Genomic DNA, 14,859 nt, shown 5'->3' on the forward strand with positions numbered 1-14,859 from the left:
ATCACCACATTCCTCGCCTTAATGGACGCATGGCGCTCAACCTTGGCAACCACGGATTCTCGGACGCCCTCGTCATCCTGGGCGCGGCGGGGCTGGTCATCCCCGCATTCGCGCGGTTTCGGATCAACCCGGTCATCGGCTTCATCCTGGTCGGCATCCTCGTCGGCCCGGCCGGACTCGCCACGCTCATGCCGCACGCGCCGTGGCTCTATTACCTGACAATCACCGATCCGCATTCGATCGAGCCTTTTGCCGAACTCGGCATCGTGCTGCTGCTGTTCTCGATCGGACTGGAACTCTCGTTCAAGCGATTGTGGACGATGCGGCGGCTGGTGTTCGGGCTGGGCGCGTTCGAACTGCTGGTGTCCGCGGCGTTGATCGCGTTCGGCCTGCACGTGATCGGCCAGGCGTGGTCGGGCGCGATCGGGCTTGGCCTCGCGCTGGCGCTCTCCTCCACCGCACTGGTGCTGCCGCTGGTCGGCGCGGCCAGCCGGGTCGGGCGGCCAGCCTTCGCGATGCTGCTGTTCGAGGATCTGGCGCTGGTGCCGATCATCTTCGCGCTGGGGGCGATGGCGCCGACCGCGACCGACGACGGCTGGGTCAACCTGGGCACGGTGGCGTTGCGGGGCGGCATCGCGGTCACGGCGCTGTATCTCGCCGGACGGCTGGTGCTGCCGAAGCTGTTCGCGCAGGCCGCGCGGACCAAGTCTCCGGAGCTGTTTCTTGCCGCCAGCCTGCTGGTGGTGATCGTCGCCAGCCTCGTCACCACCGCCGTCGGCCTGTCACCGATCGTCGGCGCGCTCCTCGCGGGGTTGCTGATCGCCGAAACCGAATATCGCCACGAAGTCGAAGTCATCACCGAACCGTTCAAGGGCCTCGCGCTGGGCGTATTCCTGCTGTCGGTGGGCATGCGGCTCGACCTGCGGCTGATCGCGGCTAACTGGCCAGCGCTGCTCGCAGCGATCGTGGGCGTCGCACTGGTCAAGATCGTGGTGACGACGGGGGTGCTGAAATTCGCCGGCACCCGCACCGGCACCGCCGCGGAGACCGGCGTGCTGATGTCCAGCCCGTCGGAGACGACGCTGATCGTGCTGGGCGTGGCGACGCAGGCGGCGCTGATCCAGCCATCGACGGCGGCATTCTGGACCACGGTTACCGCAATCGGCCTGACGGTGACGCCGCTGCTGGCCAAGGCCGGACAGGGCATCGCGCGGCGCATCGACCGGCAGGAGCGGATGGCCGATCCGGAGGTGGATGCCGACAGCCCCGGCACCGTCATCATAGGTTTCGGCCGGGTGGGCCGGATCGTCGCCGACATGCTGACGATCCACGAAAAGCCCTATTTCGCGGTCGATGCCGATATCGACGTGGTCAACGCCGCGCGCAAGGATGGCTATCCCCTGATCTTCGGCGACGTCGCGCGCAGCGAGATGCTGGACCGGCTGCGGCTGGGCCATGCCGACGCGCTGATCCTGACGATGGACGATCCGGTGCTGACCGTCAGCCTGGCCCGACGCGTGCGCGGATGGCTGCCGAACCTGCCGATCATCGCGCGCGCGCGCGACGCCACCCACGCCGCCGAACTCTACAAGGCCGGCGTCACCGACGCGGTGCCGGAAACGCTGGAAAGCTCGCTGCTGCTGTCGGAGGCGGTGCTGGTCGATATCGGCGTGGCGATGGGCCCGGTGATCGCATCGATCCACGAAAAGCGCGACGAGATGCGCCGGATGATAAAGGCCGAGGCCAATCTGGATCGCGAGCCTCGCGTCCGCCGCGCGCGCGCGAGGCGCGATCCCGTCTGAACGACCGGTCGTGCATTGCGGACGCTTCACCGCCCCGGCCGGGGCCCGACAGGCCGGGGCCATTGGCCGGCATTCGGGAGGCCTTTACCGGTTCCCCCGCAATTTCAATCCTCTCGGGTCTCGGTGATTCCCAGCAGCTTCAGCTTGCGGTGAAGGGCTGAACGTTCCATCCCGATGAAGCTGGCCGTGCGGCTGATGTTGCCCGAAAAGCGGCGGATCTGGACGCGAAGATACTCACGTTCGAAGCTTTCCCGCGCTTCGCGCAGCGGCGCTCCCATGATCGCGGTAGCGCCGCCGCCATCCCCTTCCGCGGCACGCCCCAGAACTTCGGGCGGCAGCAGATCGATGTCGATCCGACCGATGCGGTTGCCCGGCGCCAGGATGATCGTTCGCTCGACGACGTTGCGCAGCTGGCGGACATTGCCCGGCCATTCGTAGCTTTGCAGCGCGACGATAGCATCCGCCGCGACCTCGGGCGTCGGCACGCGGCGTTCCGCGGCGTAATGGGCGACGAAATGCTCGACCAGCGCCGGGATGTCCTCGCGCCGATCGGTCAGCGGCGGGATCGCCACCGGTACGACGTTGAGCCGGTAATAGAGATCCTCGCGGAAACGCCCCTCGGCAATTTCGCCCTGCAGGTCGCGTCCGGTGGCGGAAACGACGCGAACGTCGACCTTAACCACCCGCGTGCCACCGACGCGGGTAAAGCTCTGATCGGTCAGCACGCGCAAGATCCTGGCCTGCGTCGCGACCGGCATGTCGGCAATCTCGTCGAGAAACAGCGTGCCGCCGTGCGCCTGTTCGAGAAGGCCGGGGCGGACAAGGTCGCCGCCTTCCTCGACGCCGAACAATTCCTCCTCGACGCGCTCGGGCGTCATCCGCGCGGCGCTGACGATCACGAAGGGCGCAGCGGCGCGGCCCGACCAGCCGTGCAGCAGCCGCGCGGCGACCTCCTTGCCGACCCCCGCCCCGCCGGTGATGAGCACCCGGCTGCCCGTCGATGCCACCCGTTTCAATGTCGCCCGAACAGTGTTGATCGCGGTCGAGCTGCCGGTCAGGTCGTCCTCGCGACCGACCGAGGCGCGCAGGCTCGCCACCTCGCGCTTCAGCCGCTCGGTTTCCGTCGCGCGTTCGACCAGCCATAGCAGGCGCTCGGCCTCGAACGGCTTCTCGATGAAGTCGCTCGCCCCGCGCCGGATCGCCGCGACCGCGGTATCGAGGTTGCCGTGGCCCGAGATGACCAGCACGGGAATCGAAGGGTCGCGGCGCTTGATCTCGTCGAGCAGGTCGAGTCCGTCGAGCCGCGAACCCTGCAACCAGACGTCGAGCAGCACCAGGCTGGGACGGCGCGCGGCGATCGCCTCCAGCGCGGCATCGCTGTCGGCGGCGAGGCGGGTTTCATACCCCTCGTCCTCGAGCACGCCGGCCACCAGTTCGCGGATGTCGAACTCGTCGTCGACGACCAGGATATCGATACTCATGACAGGTTCCGGGTAAGCATGGCGGGGGAAGGATCGGCGGCGTCGTCGGGCGCGTCGAGATCGGCCAGGCCAGCGAGCGTGGAGGCGTCGAAGCCGAGGGTAACGACCGTGCCGCCGCCGGGCCGGTCGGTGAAGTGGATCGCGCCGAAATGTTCCTCGACGATCTTCTTGACGATCGCCAGGCCCAAGCCGGTGCCGCTGCTGCGCGTCGTCATATAGGGTTCGAACAGGCGATCGCGTTCCACCGGCAGGCCGATGCCGTTGTCGGACACCTGGACGCCGACGCTGCGTCCGCCGTCGGCCGTCAGCACAACGGTTATCTCGCCGGCAGGCACATCTTCACCGGTCCGCGCCTCGATCGCCTCGACCGCGTTCTTGACCAGATTGGTCAGCGCCTGACCGAGCTGGCGACGGTCGCACACCAGCGCCGGCGGCGGATCCTGATAGATCAGCGCGAAGCGGATCGCGGGATGCGCCACTTCGTGCAGGAACACCGCCTGCCGGGCCATATCGACCAGCGATTCCTCGCGGAACACGGGCTTGGGCATCCGCGCGAAGGATGAGAATTCGTCGACCATCCGGCGCAGATCGCCGACCTGCCGCACGATCGTGTCGGTCAGCCGCCCAAAAGTGGTGTCGCCCTCCGGCGCCAGCTTGCCGTAGCGCCGCTGGAGCCGTTCCGCGGCGAGCTGGATCGGGGTGAGCGGATTCTTGATCTCGTGCGCGATCCGTCGCGCGACGTCGGACCATGCCGCGCGGCGCTGGTCGAGCAATTGCTGGGTGATGTCGTCGAAGGTCAGGACGTGACCGTCCTCGTCGCGGGTGATCTTGACCGCGAGCGTGCGCGTCTCGCCCGACGCATTGATCTGCACACCCCCCTCGCGCGCACCGCCGACCAGCAGCCCGTCCAGTTCCGGCGCAACCTCCGCCAGCGGGCGGCCGACCATCGTCGAACCGGGCGAGATAAGCGCGAGCGCCGAGCTGTTGACCAGGCGGATAGCGCGATCGGCATCGACCGAAACGACACCCGCCGAAACGCCCGACATCACCGCCTCGATCAGCGCGCGGCGGCTTTCCGCTTCGGCCTTCGCCTCCACCAGCGCGCTGGTCTGCGCCTCCAGCTGGCCGGTCATCCGGTTGAACGCGGCGGCGAGCACGCCGATCTCGTCGCGCGTCTTCGGCTCGGTCACGCGCGAGCGAAGGTCTCCCGCCGCGATGCGCTGGGCGGCCATCACAAGTTCTCCGACCGGGCGCAGCAGATGGTCGGCCACCGCCAGCGCGACGAACACCGCGATCGCGATGACGAGCAGCGCGACGCCGAGCAGAACCGCGTTGAACTGAAGCTGCAAGGACCGGGCGCGTTCGCGCAATGTCGCATATTCCGCCAGCAGCTTGTCCGCGGCCAGCGTCTGGCGGTTCAGGAAGTCGGCGTTGTGGGGCGTCGCGACGTACAGGAAGATGCGCTTCGACCGATCGACAGGCGTCACCACCCACAGGATGCCGGCATCGAAATTGGTATAGCTGTCGCGATCCTCAAGCAGGTTCAGGACGCGTCCCGATACACGCTGGGAAAACACCGTCGCGCTCGGCACCTCATAGCCATAGAGCGCCTCGATCGTGCGCCCGTCGGCGACGCGGAACAACGCGGACTGGTAGAAGCTGCGAACATAGGTCTGCCGCAGAAAGAAATCCTCGAACTCCGGGGAATTCGCCGGGATAGTGGCGTAGCGTTCGGAAAGATCCTCGGCCATCACGCGGGCTTCGCCGGTCCAGCGTTCGACGACGACGTCGCGGCCCTGCTTCGCCAGGCCGATCGAGGCGTTGAAGGCGCTCTGCGCGCGTTCCGATCCCCAGAGCTGGACGCCCGACTGGAACATCACCGACGCGACCAGCACGGTGAGCACGATCGGAATGCTCGCCATCAGCGTGAACAACGCGACCAGCCGGACATGCAGGCGCGCGCCGCCCGCGATCGAGGAGGCCGCGGCGCGGCGGATCGCGATGCGCCGACCGACGAACGACAGCAGGATGACCGCCGGAATGAGGTTGGCCGTCAGCAACGCGGCGGCAAGCGCCGGGCTGAGCAAACTTACCGTGGAGCCCGTCCCGGCGATGATCCGCCATGTCAGGATCGCAACGACCACCGCCACCGCCAGCACGGCGAACTCGACGAACGGCGTCACCGTGAAGCGGCGCGACGGTGCGGCGGCTTCCTCTGGCGACACGTCTGCAACAGTCATCGTGGCATGATTACACGGCAACTGTTGCCGCGAAAACACATAATTTCCGTCAGGTCATCCCGCCGGGCGCCCCGCACGGCGCAGGTCCATGGGATCGATGGCGAGATCGTCGAGCCGCTTGCGCAGCGTGTTGCGGTTGATCCCCATCGCCTGCGCCGCGCGCAACTGGTTGCCGCCGTGGCGCGCCAGCATCGCCTCGATCAGGGGGCGTTCGACCTCTGCGATGATGCGATCGTAAAGCGTGCCGTCGTCGAGCGCGCCGGGCCGCTCGCGCTCGATCGCGATCAGGCGGGTCAGCACGGCGGCGGCAATGCCGATATCGGTGGGCGTGGCGACAGGCCTGGCCGCGCCCAGCATCGCGGTGATCTCCGCCCCGCCGATCCATTCGTCGCGGCTGAGCGCGGCGAGGCGGCGCATCAGATTTTCCAGTTCGCGGACATTGCCGGGCCAGTCATAGCCTTCGAGCATCGCGATCGCCGCCGCGTCGAGGCTCTTGCGGGGCAGCCCGCTTTCCGCTGCCCGATCGAGGAAATGCCGCGCCAGCAGCGCCACATCCTGCCGCCGCTCGCGCAGTGCCGGAAGCGCGATCGGCACGACATTCAACCGATAGAACAAGTCCTCGCGGAATGCCCCGCTCGCGACCGACGCCGCCAGATCCTTGTTCGTCGCCGCGACGATCCGCACGTCGGCGCGGATCGTTCGCGCGCCGCCGACCGTCGTGAACTCGCCCGACTGGAGCACGCGCAGCAGGCGGGTCTGCGCATCCATCGGCATGTCGCCGATCTCGTCCAGGAACAGCGTGCCGCCCGCCGCCTGCTCGAACTTGCCCGCGACGCGCGCGGCGGCACCGGTGAAAGCGCCTTTCTCATGCCCGAACAGCTCGGCCTCGATCAGCTCGCGGGGGATCGCCGCCATGTTGAGCGCAACGAACGGCGCCCGCTTGCGCGATCCCAGATCGTGGATCGCGCGGGCGACCAGTTCCTTGCCGGTGCCCGATTCGCCGGAGACCAGCACGGTCAGATCGTTCGACACCACGCGCGCGATGACGCGGTACACCTCCTGCATCGCCGGCGATCGGCCGATCAGCGGCAGCGCGTCGTCGGCCGGGGCCAGCGCGCCTGAGGGTTGGCGGCGCGCTCGGGCGAGTGCCCCCGCGACGGCCTGCGCTAATGCATCGAGATCGAACGGCTTGGGCAGATAGTCGAACGCTCCCGCCTCCGTCGCGCGCACGGCCGTCGACAGCGTGTTGCGCGCCGACAGCACGATCACGGGAAGCGCCGGATGCGCCTCCAGGATCGCGGGCAGCGCCTCCAGCCCGTCGCCGTCGGGCAGCACCACGTCGGTAACCAGCACGTCAGGGATATCGCGTGCCAGCGTCGCGCGCAGTTCCGCCAGCGTTGCGACGGTATCGACGGCATGGCCGGCGCGGCGCAGCGCCTGGCTGACGACGGTGCGGATCGCCGCATCATCGTCGAGTACCAATATCCGTCCCGCATCGCTCATGACGTCGCCCTTGGCAGCAGCACGCGGAACACCGTCTGTTCGGGGTCGCCCTCGCGCGCGTAAGAAACAATCCCGCCCATGTCGCCGACCAGCTTCTCCACCAGCGACAGGCCCAGCCCCCGCCCCTCGGCCTTGCCGGAAACGAACGGGTCGAACAGATGCTCGGCGATGTCGGCGGGTGCGCCTGGGCCGTTGTCGATCACGCTGATCTCGATCGGCAGCGGTCGGCGCGGGCGGCCCGGCCCGGCGCTGGCCGACATGCCGTGGCGATAGGCGGTGGCGATCGTTACGCGGCCTCCATCCTGCCCAACCAGCGCCTCGCACGCATTCTTGACGAGGTTGAGCAGTACCTGGGTGAAGGCGTCGCGATCGACCAGCGCGGGCGGCAGCGATGGATCGAAGCGTTCCTCGATCGCGATCCCCCGCGCGAAGCCGGCACTGGCGACCTGTCGCACATGATCCAGCAGGGGATAGACGTTGTGCGGCTCCAGCAGGGGCGGCCGCGTGTCGGTGAAATCCTGCATCCGGTCGATCAGCGCGGCGATGCGATCGACCTCGGTGGTGATGAGGCGCGTCAGCTCGCCCGCCCCCTCACCTTCCGACAGCAGCTGCGCCGCGCCGCGGATGCCGGACAGCGGGTTCTTGATCTCGTGCGCCAGCATCGCCGCCGCGCCGATAGCGGCGCGTGCGCCCGCTCCGCGTTCGTGCGCGCGCGCCGCCGGCGTTCCGCGCAGCGTGACGATCGTCCAACCGGGATGGTCGGGCAGCGCACTTTCGAGCAGGTCGACGCGCATCCGCCCGACTCGCCCGACACCGACATCGGCATCATAGGCCGCGAACATCCGCCCGCTGCGTCGTTCGGCGAACACCTCCGGAAGGCGGATGAACAGGTCGACATGCTGGCCCGCCATCGCGCGTTCGGAGATGTTGAGCATCGCCTCGCCTGCCGCGTTGACATGGACGACGCGACCCACCGGATCGACCACCAGCACCGCCACGGGCAGCGCCGCGAACAGCTCCGCGAAGTCGGGCGCGGTCGCGCTCACGCCGCGGCGCGCGCGGTCCAGGGGGCGTAGAACTCCGCGAGCATGGCTTTCACCCGCACAGGGTCCGCGACCTGGTTCACATGGTTACGGAATTCCGCCGATCCGTGCAGCCCGCGCGTGTACCAGCCGAGGTGCTTGCGCGCCATCTTCACGCCGACTTCGTTGCCATAGAGTTCAAGCATATCGTCATAGTGCGCGATAATCAGGCGATATTGCTCGTCGATCGTGGGGTCGGACCGTGGCGTTCGCCCTTCCAGCGCGTCCATCACCTGGCGCAGCAGCCACGGCTTGCCATAGGCGCCGCGCCCGATCATCACGCCGTCGGCGCCGGATTGATCCAATGCGGCATGGGCATCCTCGACGGTGCAGATGTCGCCGTTGACGATAACCGGCACCGAAACCGCGGCCTTCACGCTGGCGACGAAGCGCCAGTCGGCCGATCCCTTGTACATCTGGTTACGGGTGCGGCCGTGGACGGTGATCATCCGCACGCCCAGGTCCTCGGCGATGCGCGACAGTTCGGGCGCGTTCAGGCTGTCGTGATCCCAGCCCATCCGCATCTTGAGCGTGACGGGCACCTTCACCGCGCGCACCACCGCCTCGATCAACTGGGTAGCCAGCGGCACGTCGCGCATCAGCGCCGATCCCGCGTCGCCGTTGGTCACCTTGCGCACCGGGCAGCCCATGTTGATGTCGACGATCGCCGCGCCGCGATCCTCACTCAGCTTCGCCGCCTCGCCCATTTCATGGGGCGTGCAGCCGACGAGCTGCATCGATACCGGGTCCTCGATCGGGTCCCAGGCGAATTTCTGGAGCGACTGGCGCGTTTCGCGAATCGCCGCCTGGCTGGCGACCATCTCGGTGACGTTCAGACCCGAGCCATAGCTGCGCACGACACGGCGGAACGGCAGGTCGGTCACGCCGGTCATCGGCGCGAGCAGGACGGGCGTGTCGATCCGGACCGGACCGACCTGGATGGGGGCGATGAAAGCCATGACGGATGATGTGCCTGAAATTTGGGCAGCGCTTAGCGGAATCGCGCGTTTCGGGCAAGGCTGGCGGCGCGCCCGGCGGCACGTTAGGGAGGACGCCGTCACCCCGTTCGGGCTGAGCGTGTCGAAGCCCTGCCCGGTCCTGCGATGCCGAAGAAGGACAGCCCTTCGACAAGCGCAGGGCGAACGGATGCTGGAGCACCCATGTCCCCTCCCCGCACAGCCGCCATCATCGTCGCCGCCGGCAAAGGCGAACGCGCTGGAGGCGATCTCCCCAAGCAGTTCGCACTGCTCGGCGACCGCGCGGTCGTCGCCCATAGCTATCGGGCGCTTTCGGATCATCCGGCGATCTCGGACGTCGTCGTCGTCATCGCGGACGGCCAGCAATCGCTCCTTGCCGGCGCGCTCGGGGATGTGCCGCATGTCACCGGCGGGGCGACGCGGCGCGACTCGGTCCGTGCCGGGCTCGCCGCGATCGGCGATGCGGATCGGGTGCTGATCCACGATGCCGCCCGCCCCTTCCTGTCCGCGACGATGATCGCCCGGCTGCTCGCCGCGCTCGATCATGCGCCCGGCGCCGTTCCGGTACTGCCGGTCGCCGATACGCTGGCGCGCGGTGTGGGAGGACTCGGCGATGTCGTCGATCGCGCCGGGCTGGTTCGCGTCCAGACCCCACAGGCGTTTCACGTCGCGTCGATACGCGCCGCTCACGACGCCTGGCCCGACGATGCCGAGGCGACCGACGACGCGCAGGTGCTGCGCGCGGCGGGACATGACGTCATGACGGTGGAAGGTGACCCGATGCTCGACAAGATCACCCATCCGGCCGATTTCGCCGCCGCAGAGGCGAGGCTGACGGCCCGGCTGATCTCGCGCAGCGCGGCGGGCTACGACGTGCATCGGCTGGAGGCGGGCGAGGAGCTGTGGCTGGGCGGCGTCCTCATCCCGCACGATCGCGGTCTTTCCGGTCACAGCGACGCCGACGTCGCGCTGCACGCGATCACCGACGCGCTGCTCGGCACCATCGCCGCCGGGGATATCGGCAGCCATTTCCCGCCGAGCGACCCGCAGTGGAAGGGCGCCGCGTCCGATCGCTTCCTGGCCCACGCCGCCGCGCTGGTCGCCGAACGCGGCGGGATCATCGATTTCATCGACCTGACGATCATCTGCGAAGCGCCCAAGATCGGCCCGCACCGCGAAGCCATCCGCGCCCGGATCGCCGCCATCTTGCGGCTCCAATCGCAGCAGATAAGCGTCAAGGCGACGACGACCGAGCGCCTGGGCTTCACCGGTCGGGGCGAAGGGATCGCCGCGCAAGCCGTCGCCACCGTCCGCGTACCGGGAGTGTAACCATGGTCCTTCGTCCCCTTCTCGCCGCCGCCGCGCTGGTCGCCGCATCCACCGCGCAGGCGCAGGCCCCGGCCTGTATCCCCCAGCCGGAGGCGGAGGCGTTGTTCCTCGCGCTCGCGCCCACGCTGATCGGCAGCGTCGCAGCGACGTGCGCGCCGACGCTCCCCGCGAACGCGCTGCTGCGCCGTTCGGTCGGCCCGCTCACCGACAAATATGCTGCGGAAAGCGATGCCGCCTGGCCCACCGCGCGCGAAGGGCTGCGCAAGCTGCTCGGGCCGGATACCGGGCAACTCGTCGACAGCGAACTCGCCCGCCCGATGGTGACGGCGATGGTCGCGCCAATGCTGGCGAAGGACATCAAGGCAAAGGATTGCCCGAACATCGACCGCGTGTTGCGGCTGATCGATCCGTTGCCGGCCAGGAACACCGCCGCGCTGGTCGTCGCGATCCTCGACATGTCGGGCGCGGGCAAGGCGAAGGCGGGACGGCGCAGCGATTTCGCGCTCTGTCCGATGGGCGCGGGAGCGGCTACGGCGCGGCCGTGACCGATTCGACCGACACCATCCTGCCCGCCCCGCTCGTCGATCTCGCCCGGCGGGTCGTGGCGGCGAACCGCGCCGCCGGCCGCCGTATAGCGACGGCGGAAAGCTGCACCGGCGGCCTGGTCGCGGCGGCGCTGACCGAGATTCCCGGATCGTCCGACGTGCTCGAATGCGCGTTCGTCACCTATTCGGACGAGGCGAAGGCCGCCCTGCTGAAGGTCAGCGGGGACGTGCTGGAGACATTCGGCGCGGTTTCGGTCGCGACCGCTTGGCAGATGGCGCAAGGCGCGCTGACGAAGAGCGATGCCGATGTCGCGGTGGCGATCACCGGCGTCGCCGGGCCGGGCGGCGGAAACGAGACGAAGCCGGTCGGCACCGTCGTGTTCGCCCGCGCCGAACGCGGTGGCGATCCCGATCACGTCGTCGCCGACACCCGGCAGTTCGGCGACCTAGGCCGGGGCGGCGTCCGGCTTCAGGCGGCGCTGTGCGCGCTCGAACTGCTGCTGCCCGCGTCGGAAGAGCCCGTCGCCGAATCGCCGTAGAGCGCGGTCGCCCGTTCCTCGAACGCGCCGATCATCCTGCGCAGCGCGCGATCGAATACCTGGCCCGCCAGCATTTCGAACATCCGGTTCCTGAACGCGAAGTCGACCGAGAAATCGACCAGGCACCCGCCCTGCCCGTCGGGCCGGAACGTCCAGTCGTTGGTCAGGTGATCGAGCGGGCCGTCGACATAATCGACGCGGATGCTGTTCGGACGATCCTTGTTGACCCGTGAGGTGAACGTCTCCCGCAACCCCTTGAACCCAACGATCATGTCGGCGACCATCTCTGTATCGCTATCTGATCGCACGCGGATCGCGCTGACCCACGGCAGGAATTGCGGGTAGCGGCCGACATCGGCCACCATGTCGAACATCTGTTCGGGGCTATAGGGCAGTTGCCGGGTTTCGGCGTGCCTGGGCATGTCAGATCTTCCCCTGCAAGGGGAGGGGGACCGCCGACGAAGTCGGTGGTAGAGGGGTATCGCGCCATCGAGGGGGGAACACCCCGCCGTCAGCGCTGCGCGCTGCCACCTCCCCTTCCAGGGGAGGAATTGCCAAGCTCACGCGCCCACCTTCCCCAGCTTCGCCTCGCGGTTGGCGCGCATCTTCGCGAAATCGTCGCCCGCGTGATAGCTCGATCGGGTGAGCGGCGACGAGGCGACCAGCAGGAAGCCCTTGGCCCGGCCGATCGCGGCATAGGCGTCGAACGCGGCGGGCGTCACGAAATCCTGCACCTTCGCATGGCGCGGCGTGGGCTGGAGATATTGGCCCATCGTCAGGAAATCGATGTCGGCGCTGCGCATGTCGTCCATCACCTGATGAACCTCCAGCCGCTCCTCGCCCAGCCCCAGCATGACGCCCGACTTGGTGAAGATCGACGGATCGAGCTTCTTCACCGCCTCCAGCAGGCGCAGCGACGCGTAGTAACGCGCACCCGGCCGGATCGTCGGATACAGCCTCGGCACGGTTTCCAGATTGTGGTTGTAGACGTCGGGCCGCGCGGCGACGATCGCCTCGACCGCCGCCTCGTGCTTGTTGCGGAAATCGGGGGTCAGGATCTCGATCGTGGTGGTCGGGTTGGCCTTGCGGATCGCCTCGATCACCTTGACGAACTGGCTCGCCCCGCCGTCGGGCAGGTCGTCGCGGTCGACCGACGTCACGACGATGTGGTTCAGGCCCATCGCGGCGGCCGCGTCCGCCACATTCTGCGGCTCCATCGGATCGACCTTGCGCGGCATGCCCGTCTTGACGTTGCAGAACGCGCAGGCACGGGTGCAGGTGTCGCCCAGGATCATCACGGTCGCATGTTTCTTCGACCAGCATTCGCCGATGTTCGGGCAGGCGGCTTCCTCGCACACCGTGTTCAGGCTCTTGGAGCGCATCAGCGCGCGCGTCGCGGCGAAGCCGGCGGAGGTCGGCGCCTTGACGCGGATCCAGTCAGGCTTGCGCTGGCGTTCGGGACGGGCGAGCGGCGTCATCTCGTTCATGGCGGCCAGATAGCGACTGCGGCGCGCCCTTGCCAGCCCCGCGCGTGCGTGCGACGGGCCGGCCCATGACCTATTTCGCCAACCTGATCGAAGGCTATTACCGCTTCCGCGGCGGCGAATGGCTGGAAGAGCGCGAGCGCTGGAGCGAACTGGCCGAAGGCCAGAGCCCCAAGGTGATGGTGATCGCCTGCTCCGACAGCCGGGTCGATCCCGCCACCATCTTCGGATCGCGCCCCGGCGAAGTGTTCGTGGTGCGCAACGTCGCCGCGCTGGTGCCCCCGTTCGACGCCTCGGGTGGCCTCCACGGCGTATCGGCGGCGCTGGAATTCGCGGTCACCAAGCTTGGGATCGAGGAGATCGTTGTGCTCGGCCACGGCGCGTGCGGCGGCGTCAGCGCGGCACTGACCCAGAGCCTGGCGGACGCCAAGCCGGGCGAAGGCGGCTTCGTCGCCGAATGGATCGGCCTGCTCGATGAAGCGCGCGAGAAGGTGGTGTGCAAGCACGGCGTCACCGATGCCGGCCAGACCGCGCTGGAACAGGAAGGCGTCCGCGTCTCGATCGCCAACCTCAAGACCTTCCCGTTCGTCCGGAAGGGCCTGAGCGAGGGCAGGCTCAGCATCCACGGCGCGGTGTTCGCAATCGCCGACGGCAAGTTGCGCGTGCTGGAGGGCGATAACGGCTTCGTGCCGGCCTGACCGCGGCAATTACGCGCCGCGCCACCGCCACAGCAGCAGCGGGCGGCACAGGATCAGCCCGGCAAGGAACCCGCCGACGTGCGCGGCCGCCGCGATACCAATCCCCGATTGCCATGCCAACACGCCGACCGCGAGGTTGAGCGCGGTCCACGCGGCGAACAGCCAGGCGACGTGGAGCAGCCAGCCCGGAACGGGGCCGAAATCGCGCGTCTTCTGACGGCCGTAGAGCAGCGCATAGGCACCGACGATCGCCGATGCCGCACCCGACGCGCCGATCATCGGCACCGGCGACTGCGGCTCCACCAGCCATTGCGCCGCGCAGGCGGCATAGGCGCCGGCCAGATACAGCACGACGATCCCGCGAGCGCCCAGCGCCCGTTCCGCAGCGACGCCGCAAAACACCAGCATCACCAGGTTGAAAAGCAGGTGCAGCGGCCCGCCATGCACCAGCGCGGAGGTGAGCGGCGTAAGCATCACCGGCACCAGCCCCGGCACGTCGCCGCCGAAGCCCAGGCTCGCCCGCGCCGGCATGAACCCGGCGTACAACGCGGCATGCTGTTCATAGCCGAACAGCGTGACGAGCAGGCTGACGACGGCGGTGACGCCGGCGATCAGGATCGTCGCGGGGGCTGTCCTGATGGCGGCGTTCATCACCGGAACCGTGCGTCCAGAACCTGTCGGATCAGATGAACTCGATCTTGTTGACCAGGTAGTAACGGTCGCCCGCCGGCACCGACACTTCCACCTCGTCGTCGACGCGGCGGCCGATCAGCGCCCTGCCCAGCGGCGAATTATAGCTGATCCGTCCGGTCTTGGCGTCCGCTTCGGTCTGGCCGACGATCTGGTATTTCACCGGCTTTTCGTCCTCGTCGAGCAGCGTCACCGTCGCGCCGAACACGATCTTGTCGCCTGACAGCTCGGTCGGGTCGATGATCTGGGCACGGCTCAGCTTGTCCTCGATGTCGGCGATGTGCGCCTCGATCTGGCCCTGCCGTTCCTTGGCAGCATGATATTCGGCGTTCTCGGACAAGTCGCCGTGCGCGCGCGCTTCCTCGATCGCATCGACGATCTGGGGGCGCTCCACCTTCAGGCGCTTCAGGTCGGCGTGGAGCTTCTCATAGCCCTCCGCCAGCATCGGCATCTTCTCGACGGTCGCCATCGGTACGAATTCCTTGAAAG

14 protein-coding genes are annotated in these 14,859 nt (G+C 68.3%); 5 read left to right on the plus strand and 9 right to left on the minus strand.

The annotated features are described in order from the left end of the window. Window positions 1–29 precede the first annotated feature (29 nt). Entirely contained in the window at window positions 30–1,802 is a 1,773-nt protein-coding gene (locus tag VYI76_RS08210; RefSeq protein WP_326524276.1) for a cation:proton antiporter domain-containing protein, read from the plus strand. Window positions 1,803–1,906: 104 nt separating this feature from the next. On the opposite strand, the gene ntrX is transcribed toward VYI76_RS08210, so the two are convergent. The 5 genes from ntrX to dusB are packed head-to-tail and all read right to left on the minus strand — an operon-like array spanning window position 1,907 to window position 9,067. Beyond that, entirely contained in the window at window positions 1,907–3,283 is a 1,377-nt protein-coding gene (gene ntrX, locus VYI76_RS08215) for a nitrogen assimilation response regulator NtrX (protein ID WP_326524277.1), read from the minus strand. Then, window positions 3,280–5,523, minus strand: coding sequence for a sensor histidine kinase NtrY-like (locus tag VYI76_RS08220; protein WP_326524278.1), 2,244 nt, complete (start codon window positions 5,521–5,523; stop codon window positions 3,280–3,282). Before VYI76_RS08220 ends, ntrX begins: the two co-directional genes overlap by 4 nt. A 54-nt stretch (window positions 5,524–5,577) precedes the next feature. Next, on the minus strand, window positions 5,578–7,026 hold the full coding sequence (gene ntrC, locus VYI76_RS08225) for a nitrogen regulation protein NR(I) (RefSeq protein ID WP_326524279.1): 1,449 nt from the start codon (window positions 7,024–7,026) through the stop codon (window positions 5,578–5,580). Continuing rightward, window positions 7,023–8,072, minus strand: a complete 1,050-nt coding sequence (locus VYI76_RS08230) for a two-component system sensor histidine kinase NtrB (protein ID WP_326524280.1) — start codon at window positions 8,070–8,072, stop codon at window positions 7,023–7,025. The genes ntrC and VYI76_RS08230 overlap by 4 nt, the downstream gene beginning before the upstream one ends. After that, complete coding sequence (dusB, locus tag VYI76_RS08235) at window positions 8,069–9,067, minus strand: tRNA dihydrouridine synthase DusB (RefSeq protein ID WP_326524281.1); 999 nt, start codon at window positions 9,065–9,067, stop codon at window positions 8,069–8,071. Before dusB ends, VYI76_RS08230 begins: the two co-directional genes overlap by 4 nt. A 201-nt stretch (window positions 9,068–9,268) precedes the next feature. On the opposite strand from dusB, the gene VYI76_RS08240 reads away from it, so the two are divergent. The 3 genes from VYI76_RS08240 to VYI76_RS08250 are packed head-to-tail and all read left to right on the plus strand — an operon-like array spanning window position 9,269 to window position 11,498. Next, complete coding sequence (locus tag VYI76_RS08240; RefSeq protein WP_326524282.1) at window positions 9,269–10,414, plus strand: bifunctional 2-C-methyl-D-erythritol 4-phosphate cytidylyltransferase/2-C-methyl-D-erythritol 2,4-cyclodiphosphate synthase; 1,146 nt, start codon at window positions 9,269–9,271, stop codon at window positions 10,412–10,414. 2 nt (window positions 10,415–10,416) lie between these two features. Further along, on the plus strand, window positions 10,417–10,959 hold the full coding sequence (locus tag VYI76_RS08245; RefSeq protein WP_326524283.1) for a hypothetical protein: 543 nt from the start codon (window positions 10,417–10,419) through the stop codon (window positions 10,957–10,959). Then, entirely contained in the window at window positions 10,956–11,498 is a 543-nt protein-coding gene (locus VYI76_RS08250) for a CinA family protein (protein WP_326524284.1), read from the plus strand. Before VYI76_RS08245 ends, VYI76_RS08250 begins: the two co-directional genes overlap by 4 nt. On the opposite strand, the gene VYI76_RS08255 is transcribed toward VYI76_RS08250, so the two are convergent. Together VYI76_RS08255 and lipA are read right to left on the minus strand one after the other, a co-directional pair. Further along, window positions 11,429–11,920 (minus strand): type II toxin-antitoxin system RatA family toxin, encoded by a 492-nt coding sequence (locus VYI76_RS08255; RefSeq protein WP_326524285.1) that lies wholly within the window; start codon window positions 11,918–11,920, stop codon window positions 11,429–11,431. The two genes, VYI76_RS08250 and VYI76_RS08255, sit on opposite strands and share 70 nt — an antisense overlap. Before the next feature lie 138 nt (window positions 11,921–12,058). Continuing rightward, window positions 12,059–12,985, minus strand: a complete 927-nt coding sequence (gene lipA / locus VYI76_RS08260; protein ID WP_326524286.1) for a lipoyl synthase — start codon at window positions 12,983–12,985, stop codon at window positions 12,059–12,061. 65 nt (window positions 12,986–13,050) lie between these two features. Here lipA and VYI76_RS08265 point away from each other — a divergent pair, with 65 nt between their 5' ends. Next, complete coding sequence (locus tag VYI76_RS08265; protein ID WP_326524287.1) at window positions 13,051–13,680, plus strand: carbonic anhydrase; 630 nt, start codon at window positions 13,051–13,053, stop codon at window positions 13,678–13,680. Window positions 13,681–13,689: 9 nt separating this feature from the next. Here the strand turns inward: VYI76_RS08265 and VYI76_RS08270 are convergent, their stop codons facing one another. Together VYI76_RS08270 and greA are read right to left on the minus strand one after the other, a co-directional pair. Next, entirely contained in the window at window positions 13,690–14,331 is a 642-nt protein-coding gene (locus VYI76_RS08270) for a rhomboid family intramembrane serine protease (protein ID WP_326524288.1), read from the minus strand. Between the two features lie 31 nt (window positions 14,332–14,362). After that, on the minus strand, window positions 14,363–14,839 hold the full coding sequence (greA, locus tag VYI76_RS08275; protein WP_326524289.1) for a transcription elongation factor GreA: 477 nt from the start codon (window positions 14,837–14,839) through the stop codon (window positions 14,363–14,365). Window positions 14,840–14,859: the final 20 nt, after the last annotated feature.

The organism is Sphingomonas sp., assembly GCF_035910975.1.
In the GTDB taxonomy this organism is placed as follows: Bacteria; Pseudomonadota; Alphaproteobacteria; order Sphingomonadales; family Sphingomonadaceae; genus Sphingomonas.